Source organism: Actinoplanes sp. NPDC051475 (assembly GCF_040689425.1).
Lineage (GTDB): Bacteria > Actinomycetota > Actinomycetes > Mycobacteriales > Micromonosporaceae > Actinoplanes.
Window position 1 is genome coordinate 100,972 of the sequence record NZ_JBFAZZ010000011.1, and the last position, 15,287, is coordinate 116,258.

Genomic DNA, 15,287 nt, shown 5'->3' on the forward strand with positions numbered 1-15,287 from the left:
TCTGGTTACATCGAGTCCGAGGCAGTCCCGAACCGCTGAGGAGTTCCGATGACCCGCCGCGCCACCGGCACCTTCGTCGCCGTCTTCGAGCCGCTGCCGATCGACGACGACGTGCTGAGCCGGATGCAGGTGCTGAAGACCATCGAGGGCGATCTGACCGGTACGGGCCGCGCGGAGATGCTCTCGGTCGGCACCCCGATCGACGGCTCGGCGGGCTACGTGGCGATCGACCGCATCACCGGCACGCTGCACGGGCGCAGCGGCAGCTTCGTGTTGCAGCACTACGGGCTGCTGGACCGCGGCGCGGCGACGCTCATCGTCCAGGTGGTGCCCGATTCCGGTACGGACGAGCTCACCGGCCTGGTCGGGACGTTCCAGATCGACAACAGCTCCGAGGAGCACCGCTACACCTTCGACTACGACCTCGAGGTGCACTGACCCGTCAGCCGCGCAGGCCCTTCAACAGGGCGATGTCGGCGGCGTGGCCCTCGTGCTCCTTCGTCGGGGTCTCCACGATCACCGGGATGCCGTCCGTCGCCGGATGCGCCAGCAGCTCCGCGAACGCCGCCGCGCCGATGCGGCCCGCGCCGATCGTCTCGTGGCGGTCGCGGGTGGAGCCGCAGTCGTCCTTCGAGTCGTTCGCGTGGATCAGCATCAGGCGATCCCGGCCCACCGTCGCCACCAGCGCGTCCAGGGTCTCCGTCATGCCGCCCGGGCGGGCCAGGTCGTGCCCGGCGGCCCAGGCGTGGCAGGTGTCGAAGCAGACGCCCAGCCACGGGTGGTGCTCCACCGCCTCCAGGTACGGGCCCAGGTCCTGCACCTTCGACGCGAGGCTGCGCCCGCCGCCCGCGCTGGGCTCCACGAGCAGCTTCGGCAGGCCCTGCGCGGCCGCCACGTCGAGCAGCGGCAGCAGCGCCTCCCGGAGCTGGTGCATGGCCTTGTCGTCGTGGGCGGGGTCGACCGAGCTCCCGGCGTGGTAGACCACCGCCGTCGCCCCGATGGCCGCGCCCCGGCGCATGGCGTGCTCCAGGGTCTCCACCGAGCGTGACACCGTCAGCTCGGTGGGGGAGCCGAGATTCACCAGCAACGAGGCATGAATGTACGCGGGAAGCCCGCGCTCGCCGCACCCGTCGCGGAAGAGCGTGTCCTGCTTCGGGTCGCCCGGCGGCAGCGCCCAGCCCCGCGAGTTGGACACGTAGACCTGGACCGCCTCGGAGCCCGCCGCGTCGGCGTATGGGAGGGCCGCCTTGGCCAGCCCGCCCGACGTCTTGGTGTGGGACCCGATCCGACGGCTCACAGACAATTGAGCACGACCTCCGTCTGCGGTGCCACAGGCGTGTTGGGCCCCGGGTTCTGCTGGCGGACGAGCCCGTTGGGGTTGAAGTTGATCCGTACCCGAAGGTTCATGCCCTGCAGGGTCTGCGCCGCCTGCTGGCACGGCTGGTTGGTCAGGTCGGGCACCGTCACCTGCGGCGGACCCTTGCTGACGTCGAGCTTGATCTCGTCGTCCTTCTCCGCGCCGGTCTCCGGACCGGGGGACTGGCCGATGACCGTGTCGGCGGGCTGGTCGCTGTCCTTGTACTGCTCCACGACCACCAGGCCGAGCCCCTGGAGCTGGTTGCGGGCGTCGTTGATGTTCTTGCCCTTGACGTCCGGCACGGTGATCGGGGCCTTGCCCTTGCTGATCACGACGGTGACCGTGGCACCCGGCTTGAGCTGGTCGCCGACGTGGGGGTTGACGGAGATCACCACGCCCTGCGGCACATCGTCGCTGTACTTGCCGTCGCCTTCCTTGAACTTGAGCTTCGTGCCCTCGATCTCGCCCTTGGCGGCGGCCTTCTCCATGCCGACCACGTCCGGCACCGGGTAGCGCTCCGGGCCCAGGGACAGGGTGAGGGTCAGCAGGCCGCCCTTGACGAGCCGCTCCCGGGCCGGCGGATCCTGCGCCAGCACCACGTCCTTGGGGATGTTCTCGTCGTAGCGGCCGTCGTCGAAGCCGAGCGAGAAGCCCTTGGTCTTGGCCTCCTCCTCGGCCTGGCCGCGGGTCATGTTCACCAGCTGCGGCGCGTCCGTGTAGCGCCCCGCGGTCACCCACCAGGTGCTGAAGACGACGGTGAGCACCATGAGGGAGACGGCGGCGATGATGAAGATGCGGCGGCGGTCGCCGAAGCGGCCGGCCGGGCCGTCCGGGAACGGCGGAGGGGCGCCGCGGCGGCGCTGGCCGCGCGGGTTCTGCTCCGGCAGCCGCGCCCAGGTGGGGCGGTCGCCGGTGGTCGGGAAGACGGAGGTGAGGGCCGGCACCAGCGCCGTGGCGTCCCCGGCCGGCGGGCGCGCGGCCACCTGGCGCAGCAGCGCGGTCTCCACGTTCGCGGCGCCGAGGTCGTCGCGGACCACCTGGACCTCGGCGAGCAGCGCGCCGGCGTCGGTGGGGCGGGCGCCCGGGTCGCGGCGGGTGGCCCGCGCGACGAGGTCGTCCAGGACCGTGGGCAGGCCCTTGACGATGCTGGACGGGGCCGGTACATCGTTGTCCACGTGCTGCCAGGCCACCTCGACGGGCTCGCCGCCGTCGTACGGCACGCGGCCGGTGAGCATCTCGAAGAGCACGATGCCCGCCGAGTAGACGTCGGTGCGGGCGTCGGCGTGCCCGTCGGTGACGAGCTCGGGTGCGACGTACGCCACCGTGGCCATCAGCTGGCCCGAGTCGTCCGTGCTGCTGGCCTCGACGGCGCGCGCCAGCCCGAAGTCGGCCACCTTGACGACGCTGTCGACGAGGTTGGCGATGCCGCCGCTGGGCGCCTCGGCGACGAGCACGTTCTCGGGCTTCACGTCGCGGTGGACCAGTCCGGCGCGGTGCGCGGCGGCGATCGCGGCGAGCATCTGCTCGAGGATGGCCAGCGCCTCCACCGGGTTGAGCCGGCGGCGCTGGATCAGCAGGTCGCGCAGGGTGCGGCCCTGGACGTACTCCATGACGAGGTAGGGCAGGCCCTGGTGGCGGCCCTGGTCGTAGACGGCCACGACGTTGGGATGCGTGAGCCGGGCGATCGTCTTGGCCTCGTCGGTGAACCGGTCGACGAAATGGACGTTCGTGGCCTGCGACGGGTGGATGATCTTCAATGCGACCGTACGCTCGAGTCGGTCGTCCACGGCGGTGTAGACGGTCGCCATCCCACCACGGGCGACGCGCCCGGTGATCCGGTAGCGCCCGTCAATCGTCGTGCCGATCAACGTGTCGGCGACAGTCGTGTCCATCGGCGTGAAGTGTATGTGCCCTTCCGGGAAAGGCGGACCAGGATGTCTCACCTGAGACCTAACGGGTACTGCGCGACGTGCTGACCTGCGCATAAGGCAGAAATCGGCCCGCGGAGCCGGGCACCGCGGGCGCTATATGTTGACAAATCGGATCAGCGCCCGCCAGTGTGGCGCGCCCGTTCCGTCCTCCCACCGGTGTCGCCGCTGCCGCCGCCGCTGGAACCCTCGGACGCGGGCGACGTGGGGTCGTCGCTCGGCTCCGGCTCGGCCGAGTCGTCGGTGGACGCGCTGGGCGAGGGGGTGGGCGACGGGTCGTTCGGCGTGGACGGCGCCGCGGTCGGCGTCGGCACGGGCGGGGTCAGGCAGTCACAGTCGGTGGGCCCGGTCGCCGGGTCGGCGCCGCCCACCGTGCTGCGGTGCGGCAGCAGCGGGGCGATCCGCGTCACGGGTGGCCGTGCCGTGGTGGCCACCGGATTGGGCAGCACCCGGATCGTGCCGCCGGTGGGCTGCGGTGCGGTCACGGTGTCCGGCGCCGAGCCCTGGCCGAGACCCTCGTGCGAAAGGTCGCCGTGCGCACCGCCGGGCGCCGCGGCGGCCAGCGGGTACGGCTCGGCGCCGCCCGGGTCGCTCAGCAGCGCACCGAGCCCGTTCACGACGGCGAAGTAGCTGCCCGTGGCCCCGGCGACCGCAAGCACGCCGAACGCCGTGACGGCGACCAGGCGACGGGGGTGACGGGCCTGGTCCACCCCGTACGCCGTCCGCAGCCCGTCGGTGATCCCGGCCCCGCCGAAGGTACTGAATCCGGTGGCGGTCACGTCGGGGACGGCGGGTGCGGTGCCGGCCTGTGCCGCTCCGGGTTCCCCCTCGCGCCGGCCCAGGTCGTAGCGCAGCGATCGCCACGCGCCGGCCACCTCGTTGCGGGTTGTCCGCCACAGGGTCATCGGGTCAATCTCCGCTCTCGTCGGACCGGGCCGGTCCCGGCTCCGTCAGGGGGTTCCGCGTGGTGGGGTGGAAGCCCGGCGTGGCACGCTGGTCGGGTGACCGAACCCGTAACCGTGGGCCCGGCGGCCGACCAGCCGACCGGCCCGGCCGAGTGGATCAACCTGCCCGACGTGGCGGACCGGCTCGGTGTGAAGATCACCAAGGTGCACCAGATGATCCGCGACGGCGAGCTGCTGGCCGTCAGGCGCGACGGCATCCGGGTGGTGCCCGCCGAGCTGGTGGCCAACAGCACCGTGCTCAAGCACCTCCCCGGCATCCTCACGCTGCTCCACGACGCTGGGTACAACGACGAAGAGGCCCTCGGGTGGCTCTACGAGCCCGACGAGACCCTCGGCGGCTCGGGCGCGGCGGCGCTCGGCGGCGACCGTGCGCGCGAGGTCAAGCGGCGCGCCCAGGCGCTCGGCTTCTGACTCCGGATGCGCCACCTGGCCTACCTCGGCGTCCTCGCCGGCTGCCTGGTGTGCGCGCTGTGGCTGGAACCGGTGCTCAAGGTCAACGTCCTGCGCCGGTGGCGGCGCCTGCTGCTGACGCTCCTGCCCGTCGTGGTCGTCTTCGTGCTCTGGGACCTCGCGGCGATCGCGGCCGGGCACTGGACGTTCGACCCGGAGCAGACCACCGGGGTCCTGTTCCCCGGCGGGCTGCCCCTGGACGAGGTGCTGTTCTTCGTCGTCGTACCGGTCTGCGCGGTGCTCGGGTTCGAGGCCGTGCGGGCGGTGCTCGGCCGGCCGGCCGGGGACGGTGACGAGTGACCTACACGGCGGCGGCCCTGCTCGGCGTGGCCGCCGCGGTCGCTGCCGACCTGTTCGTGCTGCGTACGCGGCTCGTCCGGCGGGTGGTCCTCTGGGCGACGTACCCGATCGTCATCGTCTTCCAGCTGTTGTCCAACGGCATCCTGACGGGGCGGGACATCGTGGTCTACGACCCGGCCGCGATCGTCGGGTGGCGGATCGCGTACGCGCCGGTCGAGGACCTGCTGTTCGGCTTCGCGATGGTGCTGCTGACGCTGTCCGTCTGGGTCTGGCTGGGCCGGCGCGGCGTGCAGCGGGAACCGCGGGCGGGGGAAGGCAGCGCGCTGCTGCGCCGCCTGCGCGAGTGACCTTCAGACGGTGCGGCGCACCGCCGCGTCGGCGAGGTCCAGTAGCACGGCCCGGGCCTCGGGCTCGACGTCCGCGGCCTGAAGCGCCCCCAGCGCCTCCTCGGTGAGCGCGGCGATCCGCGCCTCGGTCCGGGCGAGCGCGCCGCTCTCCGTGATGATCGCGCGCAGCCGTCCGACGCCGGCCTCATCCAGCTCCGGGTCGCCCAGCCCGCGTTCGATCTCCGCCCGCCCCGCGCCGGACACCGTCTCGTATGCGGCCGCGACGAGATACGTCCGTTTGCCCTCGCGCAGGTCGTCGCCGGCGGGCTTGCCGGTGACGACCGGGTCGCCGAAGACGCCGAGCACGTCGTCGCGGAGCTGGAACGCCTCCCCGAGCGGCAGCCCGAAGGCGGAGTAGGCGCCGATCAGGGCCGGCGGGGCGGCGGCGAGCGCCGCACCGAGCAGCAGGGGGCGCTCGACGGTGTACTTCGCCGACTTGTAGCGGGCCACCTTGCCGGCGCGGTCCAGCGACGTGTCCCGGGTGACCGCGGTGAGTACGTCGAGATACTGGCCTGCGGTCACCTCTGTCCGCATTCCGTCAAAGACGGGCCGGGCCCTGGCGAGGTCCTCGAGCTCGACCCCCGAGCCGTGCAGCAGCTCGTCCGACCAGACCAGGACGAGGTCGCCGAGCAGCACGGCGGCGTTGTCGCCGAAGGCCTGCGACGGGCCGCGCCCGACCGCCGGGGCGTGCCGGGCCGCGAACCGCTTGTGCACCGACGGCTCGCCGCGGCGGGTGTCGGAACGGTCCATCAGATCGTCGTGGATCAGCGCACTGGCCTGCACCAACTCCAGCGCCGCGACAGCGGCGACGACGTGGTCCGAGTCGAGGCCGCCCGCCCCGCGGTAGCCCCAGTAGGCGAAGGCGGGCCGCAGCCGCTTCCCGCCGCGCAGCACGAACGCTTCGAGCGCATCCGCCACCTCGGCGAGCGCTTCGTCGATCGACAGCAGCCGGGAGCGCTGCGTGGCGAGGAAGGCGGCGAGGGCCTTGTCGACGCGGGGCCGGAGGCCGGCGCGTTCCAGCGGGGAGCTCACGGCGCCAAACCTAGTCCGTCGGTTCTCGAGCGCCAGCCGGTAGAGTCTCCGGTGTGTCTCTCGGCCTTCCTTCCCGTCTCCCGGCATCCCCGGCGATCGGCGACCTGATCCGTCGCCCGGCGCCGACGTTCTCGTTCGAGTTCATGCCGCCCAAGACCCGCGAGGCCGAGCAGCTGCTGTGGCGCACCATCCGCGAGCTCGAGCCGCTGCGGCCCGACTTCGTGTCGATCACGTACGGCGCCGGCGGCACCACCCGCGACACCACGGTCGACGTGACCGAGCGGGTCGCGACGGAGACCACCCTGCTGCCCATGGCCCACCTGACGGCGGTCAACCACTCGATCGCCGAGCTGCGCAACGTCATCGGGCGGCTGGCCGGCGCCGGCATCCGCAACGTGCTGGCCGTGCGGGGCGACCCGCCCGGCGACCCGACCGGCGAGTGGGTGCGGCACCCGCAGGGCGTCCTCTACGCCGAGGACCTGGTGCGGCTCCTGCGTGAGGCGGGCGACTTCAGCGTCGGCGTGGCCGCCTTCCCGTACAAGCACCCCCGCTCGGCCGACATCGAGAGCGACACCCGCAACTTCATCAGCAAGTGCCGGGCCGGTGCCGACTTCGCGATCACCCAGATGTTCTTCGAGGCGGACGACTATCTGCGGCTGCGCGACCGGGTGGGCGCCGCGGGCTGCGACACCCCGATCGTGCCGGGCGTGATGCCGGTCCTGCGGATGGCGACCATCGCGCGGTCCGCTCAGCTCTCCGGCGCGCCGTTCCCGCCGGCGCTGCTGGCGCGGTTCGAGCGGATCGCCGACGACGAGGCGGGGGTCCGCAAGCTGGGCATCGAGCTGTGCAGCGAGATGTGCCGCAAGCTGCTCGACGAGGGTGTGCCGGGGATCCACTTCATCACCATGAACCGCTCGCCCGCGACCCGCGAGGTGTGGCAGCAGCTCGCCGGCGCGCCCGCCGCGCCTGCCGCCGCCGCCTGAGCGGTGACCTGGGAGCAGTACGCCGCTGCCTGGTCGGCGCTGCACGGCGGTTTCGACCCGCGCACGGCCTCGCCCGTGGTCCGCGGCTGGGTGCGCCTGGCATACCGCGGCGGCAGCCTGCTCGGCCGGTTGCACGTCGGACCCACCTCGGTGACCGTTTCCGGTCTGCTGCTCTGCGCGGGCGTGCCGTTCGTGCCCCTGCTCGCGGGCGCGCTGCTGGTGCTGCTGGCCGGGTTCGCCGACGCCCTCGACGGGGCGGTAGCCGTCGTGACCGGGCGTACGACCCGGCTGGGCTTCGTCTACGACTCGGTGGCCGACCGGCTCGGCGAGCTGGCGTGGCTGGCCGCCTTCTGGGTGGCCGGGGCGCCGGGCTGGCTGGTGGTCGCGGGTCTCGCGATGAGCTGGCTGCACGAGTACGTCCGGGCCCGGGCGGCGGCCGCCGGGATGGACGGGCTGGGCGTGGTCACCGTGGGTGAGCGCCCGACCCGGGTGTTGGTGGCGGTCAGCGGGCTGCTTCTCGGCGGCGTCGCGGAGCTGGTCCATCCGGGCTGGGAGCGGACCGTGGTGGTGGGCGCGGTGCTCGTCTGGGTGGCCCTCGGACTGATCGGCCTCGGCCAGTTGCTGGTGGCCGTCCGCCGTACGCTGATCGATTAATTCCGTTGTCCAGTACCGAACGTCCGCCTACCTTGTGTGTCGACGACGTGGCCCGGATCACCGGGCCTAGGGAGATGACATGACGGCTTTCCGGCACGGAAGCAGGGGTCACCGACGCGGTTGATCGCATCAGCGATGACCGTCGCCGCTCACCCCGTGCTGTCCGGGGCCGGGCGGCTTTTTCATGCCCAGACCACAGGGGAGGTGACCCGCGATGAGCGTGGTCCTCGTACTCAACGCCGACTACGGGCCGCTGCACCGGGTCAGCGTCCGGCACGCCATCCGCATGCTCTTCCGCGAGGTGGCGGTCGTGCAGGAGGCGCGGCCGGACGCGCGCATCGGCGTCTTCCCGATCCCGACCGTCGTCCGCCTCGTCAGCTACGTGGTCACGCGCTGGCGGCACAGCCGCGGCCCGGCGTGGTCCCGCGGCGGCGTGCTGGCCCGCGACGGCCGGCGCTGCGGCTACTGCGGCGGGGCTGCGTCCACGATCGACCACGTCCTGCCGCGCTCGCGGGGTGGGGGCAACACCTGGGAGAACACCGTCGCCGCGTGCGGGCGCTGCAACCAGCGCAAGGGGGACCGTACGCCGGCGGAGGCGCGGATGCCGCTGCGCTGGACGCCGACGGCGCCCAGCTGGGCGGCGCTGACCGCGCGGTGAGGACGGCGGCCGGTGGGAGGAACACGGGGGTCCGCCGGTCGTCCACCTCGCCGGGCTCGCCGTGTGTCAACGTAGTGTTGACACATGGCGATCCTGGACCAGCTCGCCGAGATCGGTCCCGCCCGGGCCGGCCTGGACGAGCGTGAGCTGGAGCTGATCGACCGCGCCCGCCGGGCCGGCGCCACGTGGACGCAGATCGCCGGCGCGCTCGGGCTGGCCAGCCGGCAGGCCGCCGAGCAGCGCCGGCAGCGGCTGGTGGCGGCGGCCCGGGCCCGCCGGCACGACCATGACCTCCGGTACGCCCACAGCATCGTGGTCCTCCGCGAAGCGGTCTCCGACCTGCACCGCAGCATTGCGGCGGATCGGCGCTGGGCGGGTCGCTTCACCCGCGCGCCGCTGGTGCGGGACACCGTCGCGGCCGCCGTGGATGCCCCGCCCGGCGGCCTCTACGCGCTCGCCGAGCAGGCCGTCCAGGACCTCGCACGAGCCGGTCACACCGCCCTCCCGGGACACGTACGACTGGCCGTGCGCAAGCTGACGGGGGCCTTGTCAACAAACCGTTGACGATCTTGCCGTCCACCGATGCACCTCCGCAGGATATGAGTCGCCCTGACTCACCTTTGAGGCGGAAGTGCGCCGCAACACCACGTTGTTCGTCGGCATCTCCCTGCTGTCCGGCTTCGGCAGCAGCGCGATGTCGTTGGTCGTGGGCATCTGGATTCTCGACCTGACCGGCTCCGCGAGCCTCGCGGGCCTGGCCGGGCTCTGCGTCTACGCGCCGACCCTCGCCGGCCCCTGGCTCGGCGCGCTCGTGGACCGCGTACCCCGGCGAACCCTGCTGATCACGACGAACCTGGCGCTGGCAGCGGCGCTGTTGTCACTGTTCGCGGTCCGGTCGCCCGACAGGGCGTGGTTGCTCTACGGCGTCGCTTTCGGGTACGGGCTGAGCTACGTCCTGCTGGACGCGGGCGAATCGGCGCTGCTGCCGTCGGCGCTGGCCCCGGAAGAGCTCGGGGCGGTCAACGGCTGGCGCTCCAGCGCGCAGGAGGGCATGAAGCTCGTCTCGCCGCCGGCCGGAGCCGGCCTCTACGCCTGGCACGGCGGCCCGGCCGTGGCCGTCCTGTGTGCGCTGATGCCGCTGGTCGTCGCTGCCCTGTACGCCCTGCTCCGCCTCACCGGCACTCCCGGCCCCACCCCGCCGCCCACCGAGCGGGGATTCCGCGCCGGCCTGGCCGTCCTGCGAGGACGACGGATCCTGCGGGTGACCGTCCTGCTGGCCGCGGTCTCGATCGGGCTCTCGGGCTTCGCCACAGCCGGCGTGTACGAGGTGGTCACCGTCGACATGGGCATGCCCAGCACGTTCCTCGGCGTCCTGATGAGCGCCCAGGGCGCCGGCTCGATCCTCGCGGGCCTGGTGGCCGGCCGGGTCATCGCCCGGTGGGGCGCCGTCGCGACCGGCGTCACCGGGACGGTCCTGTTCGCGGCCGGGCTCCTGACCCGTTGCCTGCCATGGTGGCCGGCGCTCGTGACGGGCGCCGTGATCGGCGGGATCGGCCTGTCCTGGACGCTGGTCGCGGCGGTCACCGCGATCCAGACCCACACGCCCGGCCACCTGCTCGGCCGGGTCTCGGCGACCGCGAACACCGCGATGTTCGGCCCGATCGCATGTGCGAACCCGCTCGGATCCGCCGCGGTGGTGCTCGGCGGGCGCGTCAGCCTGCTCGCGGCCGCGGCGCTCGGCCTGGCGGTGGCCGGCGTGGCGGCTCAGCGGGAGAAGGAAGCGGCGGGGATGGTCAGATGAGCCGCCCCAGCACGCCGGACTCGACCACGATCACCACGCCGATCGTGACGAAGACCAGCGGGACGAGCCAGTGGCCGTACCGCTCGGCGACCGCGATGACCCGCCGGTGCGACCCCAGCCACGACGCGGCACCGCACCAGACCGCGACCAGCACCGCGAAGACGGCGACGGTGGTGACGCTGCCGCCCACGCCCAGCGTCCGGAACACCGGCGTGTACACGGCGATGTTGTCGGCCCCGTTTGCCACGGTCACGCCGGCGACGGCGAACGCGCTCCCGGCGGTGACCGTGTCCGGGGCGTCGCCGTCGCTGCGAAGGGCACCGATCAGACCCCGCACACCCAGCGCGATCGGCACGAGGCCGAGCAGCCCGGTCCAGGGGTCGGGCACGATCGTCAGCCCGAGAGCGGCCAGCGCCGAGACCGCCACGAGGGCGGCGATGCCCGCGTACTGACCCACCCAGATCTGCCACGGCCGTGGCTTCCCGGTGGCACGGGCAGCGAGGAACAACACCGTGAGCACGATGATGTCGTCGACGTTGGTGCCGGCGAAGACGCCCGCGGCGGCCAGAACGGTCTCACCCATCGGCACCGGCCAGCACCGGACGGGACACGTCGGAGTTGTCGACGACCACGGATGCCCGCTGCCAGGGCTCACACGCGGCGAAGTAGAGGCGCTGGCCCGCCACGTACCGGGCCTGCGAGGGATGGCCGGGATCGGGGTGCGAGCCGTCCCGGGCCGCCATGCGCGGCACCGTCACCTCGAACGGGGCGGAGAGGAACACCGAGAAGTCCCAGAACCCGGCCAGCTCGTCCCGGTGCAGGAACAACCCGTCGACCACCAGCACCGCCCCCGGCGGCGCGACGAGCCACGGGGAATCGAGCACGTCGTCCGTCACGACGTCGTGCACGGCCGGCCGGTACCTGCCGTTGCCGCCCGGACCGAACGGCGTCAGAACGTTGTCGATCAGCGCAGCGTAGTCGTACGAGTCGAGCCAGAAACCCTCGGGTGAGTCCCGCCCGCGCCGATGCCGGACCGCCCGCGGGTGGTGGAAGCCGTCCGCGGAGAGATGTACGGCAGGACGACCGGCAGCGGTGAGCGCGGCGGCAATCTGCCGCGCGAATGTGGTCTTCCCGACGCCGTCCACCCCGTCGACCGCAACCCTGACCGCTTCGCCGGGCACAAGCCCCGCGACCGCACCTGGCGACCCGTCACCCCTGAGCACGCTCATGGCTGGCGGTCCTTCTCGGCGAGGTGTGCAGCGGCAGCCCGTTGTGGGGACGGGCCGCCGCTCCGGATGCAGTCAGCTCTTGCGGACGGCCTTGCGGTAGTCGTTGTTGAGGCGGCCGATCAGGGTCAGCGGGATGCCCTTCGGGCAGACCGTCGTGCACTCGCCCATGTTGGTGCAGCCGCCGAAGCCCGCCTCGTCCTGGGCCTCCAGCATGTCCACCACGCGGCTGTCCCGTTCCGGCTGGCCCTGCGGCAGCAGGCCCAGGTGCGCCACCTTCGCGGCGGTGAAGAGCATCGAGGAGCCGTTCGGGCACGCCGCCACGCAGGCGCCGCAGCCGATGCAGGTGGCGGCCTCGAACGCCGCGTCCGCGTCCAGCTTGGGGACCGGGGTGGCGTGCGCGTCGGGGGCCGTACCCGTGGGGGCCGTGATGTAGCCGCCCGCCTGGATGATCCGGTCGAAGGCGCCGCGGTTGACGACGAGGTCCTTGATGACCGGGAACGCCGACGCGCGCCACGGCTCGACGTCGATGACGTCGCCGTCGTCGAAGTGGCGCATGTGCAGCTGGCAGGTGGTGGTCGCGCGCTCGGGGCCGTGGGCCACGCCGTTGATCATCATGCCGCACATGCCGCAGATGCCCTCGCGGCAGTCGTGGTCGAAGGCGATCGGGTCGTCGCCGTCGAGGATCAGCTTCTCGTTGAGGACGTCCAGCATCTCGAGGAAGCTGGCGTCCGGCGAGATGTCCTTCACGTCGTACGTGACCATGCGGCCCTTGTCCTCGGGACCGGTCTGGCGCCACACGCGTACCTGGATGTCCATTACTTGTAGCTCCGCGTGCTCGGGTGGACGTACTCGAAGTCCAGCTGTTCCTTGTGCAGGGTGGGGGTCTCGCCGTACTCCCAGGCCGCGACGTAGCTGAATTCGTCGTCGTGGCGCAGGGCCTCGCCGTCCGGGGTCTGGCTCTCGGCGCGGAAGTGGCCGCCCGCCGACTCGGCGCGGTGCAGCGCGTCGATGCACATCAGCTCGCCCAGCTCGAGGAAGTCGGCGACGCGGCCGGCCTTCTCCAGGTTCTGGTTGAGCTGCTCGCCCGTGCCCGGCACCTTGACCCGGGCCCAGAACTCGTCACGCAGGTCGCGGATGAGGCCGATGGCCTTGCTCAGGCCCTCCTCCGTGCGCTCCATGCCGCAGTACTCCCACATGATGTGGCCGAGCTCGCGGTGGAAGGAGTCCACGGTCCGGTCGCCGTCGATCGAGAGCAGCTTCTGGATCCGCTCCTCGACCTGGGCGCGGGCCGCGACGACCTGCTCGTGGTCCGGCGAGATCTTCTCGTACGGGCCGGAGGCCAGGTAGTGCGCGAGCGTGTGCGGCAGCACGAAGTAGCCGTCCGCGAGGCCCTGCATGAGCGCCGACGCGCCCAGGCGGTTGGCGCCGTGGTCGGAGAAGTTGGCCTCGCCCACCACGAACAGGCCGGGGATCGTCGACTGGAGGTCGTAGTCGACCCAGAGGCCACCCATCGTGTAGTGCACGGCGGGGTAGATGCGCATCGGCGTCTCGTACGGGTCCTCGCCGGTGATGCGCTGGTACATCTCGAACAGGTTGCCGTACTTGGCCTCGACGGCGTCGCGCCCCAGCCGGGAGATGGCGTCGGCGAAGTCGAGGTAGACGCCGAGGCCGCCGGGGCCCACGCCACGGCCCTCGTCGCACACGTTCTTGGCGGCGCGCGACGCGATGTCGCGGGGGACCAGGTTGCCGAAGGAGGGGTAGATCCGCTCCAGGTAGTAGTCGCGGTCCTCCTCGGCGATGTCGGCGGCCGGCTTGCCGCAGTCCTCCCGGCGCTTCGGGACCCACACCCGGCCGTCGTTGCGCAGCGACTCGCTCATCAGCGTGAGCTTGCTCTGGTGCGAGCCGGACTCGGGGATGCACGTCGGGTGGATCTGGGTGTAGCAGGGGTTCGCGAACAGCGCGCCCTTGCGGTGTGCCCGCCAGCTCGCCGTGACGTTGCAGCCCTTGGCGTTGGTGGACAGGAAGAACACGTTGCCGTAGCCGCCGGAGGCGAGCACGACCGCGTCGGCCAGGTCCGTGGTGATCTCGCCGGTGACCATGTCGCGCACCACGATGCCGCGGGCCTTGCCGTCGACCACGACGAGCTCGAGCATCTCGTGCCGGGCGAACATCTCGATGTTGCCGAGCCCGATCTGCCGCTCCATCGCCTGGTACGCGCCCAGCAGCAGCTGCTGACCCGTCTGGCCCCGGGCGTAGAACGTACGGGACACCTGGGTGCCGCCGAACGAGCGGTTGTCGAGCAGGCCGCCGTACTCGCGGGCGAACGGTACGCCCTGGGCCACGCACTGGTCGATGATGTTCACGCTGACCTGTGCGAGCCGGTACACGTTGGACTCGCGGGCGCGGAAGTCGCCGCCCTTGACCGTGTCGTAGAACAGCCGGTAGATCGAGTCGCCGTCGTTGCGGTAGTTCTTGGCGGCGTTGATACCGCCCTGCGCGGCGATGGAGTGCGCGCGCCGCGGGCTGTCCTGGTAGCAGTACGAGCGGACCTTGTAGCCGGCCTCGGCCAGGGTCGCCGCGGCCGAGCCGCCGGCCAGGCCGGTGCCGACGACGATGACGCTGAGCTTGCGCCGGTTGGCCGGGTTGACCAGCTTGGCGGCGAACTTGCGGCGGTCCCAGCGGGTCTCGACCGGGCCGTCGGGCGCCGCCGTGTCGGCGATCGGTTCGCCCTCGTTCCAGAAGGAGTTGGTCATGTCAGTCCACCAATCCGGTGAGCACGGCGAACGGCACCGACAGGTAGCCGGCGACGAGGACGGCGGAGAGCACCAGGGCGACGGCCCGGGCGATGCGCTCGCCGCGCTGCGTGCGCTGGCCGAGGGTGCGGACGGCGCTGAACAGCCCGTGCCGCAGGTGGAAGCCGACGCTCACGATGGCCAGCGTGTAGAAGAGCGTCACGTACCAGCGGCCGGGCGCGAAGTCGGCGACCACGTTCGCGTACGGGTGCTGCGGGTCGGCGTTGGGGTTCAGCGTGCCGGTGGTCAGGTCGAGGATGTGGTAGATCACGAACAGCAGGATGATGACGCCGCCCCAGCGCATGGTCCGCGCCGCGTAGCTGCCCTGGACCTTGGCGCGGCGCACGTAGCGCACGGGCCGGGCCTTGCGGGCGCGCCGGGCGAGGATCGTGGCCGCCACGATGTGCCCGACGACCGCGACGGTGAGGGCGGCGCGCTGGATCCACAGGTACCAGTCCTGCGGCAGCAGCGGTACGCCGATCGTCCGCAGCCAGTGCGCGTAGTGGTCGAAGTCCTTGGCGCCGAGGAAGATCTTCAGGTTGCCGATCATGTGCACGTACAGGAACGCCACCAGGAGCAGGCCGGTGACCGCCATGAAGATCTTGAGCGCTACGGACGAGCGCAGGCCCCGCGGCCGCCGCTTGGCGGGGGCCTTGGCGAGAGCCTTGCGTGCGGGCTCGGCCGTCGCCTTCGGGGGAGGAGTTCTGGTATCTACCGACACACCCTGGACGGTAAGAACCTCGGAGCGATTC

General features: G+C 72.2%; 18 protein-coding genes. 9 read left to right on the forward strand and 9 right to left on the reverse strand.

The annotated features are described in order from the left end of the window. Positions 1-48 precede the first annotated feature (48 nt). Entirely contained in the window at positions 49-438 is a 390-nt protein-coding gene (locus AB0368_RS22860) for a DUF3224 domain-containing protein (RefSeq protein ID WP_366155957.1), read from the forward strand. Positions 439-442: 4 nt separating this feature from the next. Here AB0368_RS22860 and AB0368_RS22865 read toward each other — a convergent pair whose 3' ends face one another. The 3 genes from AB0368_RS22865 to AB0368_RS22875 form a co-directional block, all read right to left on the reverse strand. Continuing rightward, on the reverse strand, positions 443-1,303 hold the full coding sequence (locus AB0368_RS22865; protein WP_366155958.1) for a deoxyribonuclease IV: 861 nt from the start codon (positions 1,301-1,303) through the stop codon (positions 443-445). Next, entirely contained in the window at positions 1,294-3,249 is a 1,956-nt protein-coding gene (gene pknB, locus AB0368_RS22870; RefSeq protein WP_366155959.1) for a Stk1 family PASTA domain-containing Ser/Thr kinase, read from the reverse strand. The genes AB0368_RS22865 and pknB overlap by 10 nt, the downstream gene beginning before the upstream one ends. Before the next feature lie 152 nt (positions 3,250-3,401). After that, positions 3,402-4,190 (reverse strand): hypothetical protein, encoded by a 789-nt coding sequence (locus AB0368_RS22875; protein ID WP_366155960.1) that lies wholly within the window; start codon positions 4,188-4,190, stop codon positions 3,402-3,404. Positions 4,191-4,286: 96 nt separating this feature from the next. Between AB0368_RS22875 and AB0368_RS22880 the strand changes: the two genes are divergently transcribed. Genes AB0368_RS22880 through AB0368_RS22890 form a run of 3 tightly spaced genes read left to right on the forward strand, consistent with a single transcriptional unit; the run spans position 4,287 to position 5,347 of the window. Further along, positions 4,287-4,661, forward strand: a complete 375-nt coding sequence (locus AB0368_RS22880; RefSeq protein WP_366155961.1) for an Rv2175c family DNA-binding protein — start codon at positions 4,287-4,289, stop codon at positions 4,659-4,661. Positions 4,662-4,667: 6 nt separating this feature from the next. Next, a complete protein-coding gene (locus tag AB0368_RS22885; protein WP_366155962.1) occupies positions 4,668-5,000 on the forward strand; it encodes a lycopene cyclase domain-containing protein in 333 nt (110 codons plus the stop codon). Beyond that, positions 4,997-5,347: a lycopene cyclase domain-containing protein gene (locus tag AB0368_RS22890; RefSeq protein ID WP_366155963.1), complete on the forward strand. Its 351-nt coding sequence runs from the start codon at positions 4,997-4,999 to the stop codon at positions 5,345-5,347. The genes AB0368_RS22885 and AB0368_RS22890 overlap by 4 nt, the downstream gene beginning before the upstream one ends. A gap of 3 nt (positions 5,348-5,350) precedes the next feature. Here AB0368_RS22890 and AB0368_RS22895 read toward each other — a convergent pair whose 3' ends face one another. After that, on the reverse strand, positions 5,351-6,406 hold the full coding sequence (locus tag AB0368_RS22895; protein ID WP_366156146.1) for a polyprenyl synthetase family protein: 1,056 nt from the start codon (positions 6,404-6,406) through the stop codon (positions 5,351-5,353). Positions 6,407-6,471: 65 nt separating this feature from the next. Between AB0368_RS22895 and metF the strand changes: the two genes are divergently transcribed. The 5 genes from metF to AB0368_RS22920 all read left to right on the forward strand — a co-directional run bounded on the left by metF (position 6,472) and on the right by AB0368_RS22920 (position 10,514). After that, on the forward strand, positions 6,472-7,401 hold the full coding sequence (gene metF / locus AB0368_RS22900) for a methylenetetrahydrofolate reductase [NAD(P)H] (protein ID WP_366155964.1): 930 nt from the start codon (positions 6,472-6,474) through the stop codon (positions 7,399-7,401). A 3-nt stretch (positions 7,402-7,404) separates the two neighbouring features. Next, complete coding sequence (locus AB0368_RS22905) at positions 7,405-8,055, forward strand: CDP-alcohol phosphatidyltransferase family protein (RefSeq protein WP_366155965.1); 651 nt, start codon at positions 7,405-7,407, stop codon at positions 8,053-8,055. A gap of 214 nt (positions 8,056-8,269) precedes the next feature. Continuing rightward, entirely contained in the window at positions 8,270-8,713 is a 444-nt protein-coding gene (locus AB0368_RS22910; protein ID WP_366155966.1) for an HNH endonuclease, read from the forward strand. An 84-nt stretch (positions 8,714-8,797) separates the two neighbouring features. Beyond that, complete coding sequence (locus tag AB0368_RS22915; protein WP_366155967.1) at positions 8,798-9,277, forward strand: hypothetical protein; 480 nt, start codon at positions 8,798-8,800, stop codon at positions 9,275-9,277. Positions 9,278-9,344: 67 nt separating this feature from the next. Then, positions 9,345-10,514, forward strand: a complete 1,170-nt coding sequence (locus AB0368_RS22920; protein ID WP_366155968.1) for an MFS transporter — start codon at positions 9,345-9,347, stop codon at positions 10,512-10,514. Here the strand turns inward: AB0368_RS22920 and AB0368_RS22925 are convergent. From AB0368_RS22925 to AB0368_RS22945, 5 genes are all read right to left on the reverse strand, one after another. Continuing rightward, entirely contained in the window at positions 10,507-11,097 is a 591-nt protein-coding gene (locus tag AB0368_RS22925) for a cadmium resistance transporter (protein WP_366155969.1), read from the reverse strand. The genes AB0368_RS22920 and AB0368_RS22925 overlap by 8 nt on opposite strands. After that, positions 11,090-11,743: a uridine kinase gene (locus AB0368_RS22930; protein ID WP_366155970.1), complete on the reverse strand. Its 654-nt coding sequence runs from the start codon at positions 11,741-11,743 to the stop codon at positions 11,090-11,092. Before AB0368_RS22930 ends, AB0368_RS22925 begins: the two co-directional genes overlap by 8 nt. Positions 11,744-11,815: 72 nt before the next feature. Next, a complete protein-coding gene (locus AB0368_RS22935; protein ID WP_366155971.1) occupies positions 11,816-12,559 on the reverse strand; it encodes a succinate dehydrogenase/fumarate reductase iron-sulfur subunit in 744 nt (247 codons plus the stop codon). After that, positions 12,559-14,496 (reverse strand): fumarate reductase/succinate dehydrogenase flavoprotein subunit, encoded by a 1,938-nt coding sequence (locus AB0368_RS22940; protein ID WP_366155972.1) that lies wholly within the window; start codon positions 14,494-14,496, stop codon positions 12,559-12,561. The genes AB0368_RS22935 and AB0368_RS22940 overlap by 1 nt, the downstream gene beginning before the upstream one ends. A 1-nt stretch (position 14,497) precedes the next feature. Beyond that, the gene (locus AB0368_RS22945) at positions 14,498-15,160 is read right to left on the reverse strand and encodes a succinate dehydrogenase cytochrome b subunit (RefSeq protein ID WP_366156147.1); all 663 of its coding nucleotides are present in this window, start codon (positions 15,158-15,160) and stop codon (positions 14,498-14,500) included. Between the last annotated feature and the right edge of the window lie 127 nt (positions 15,161-15,287).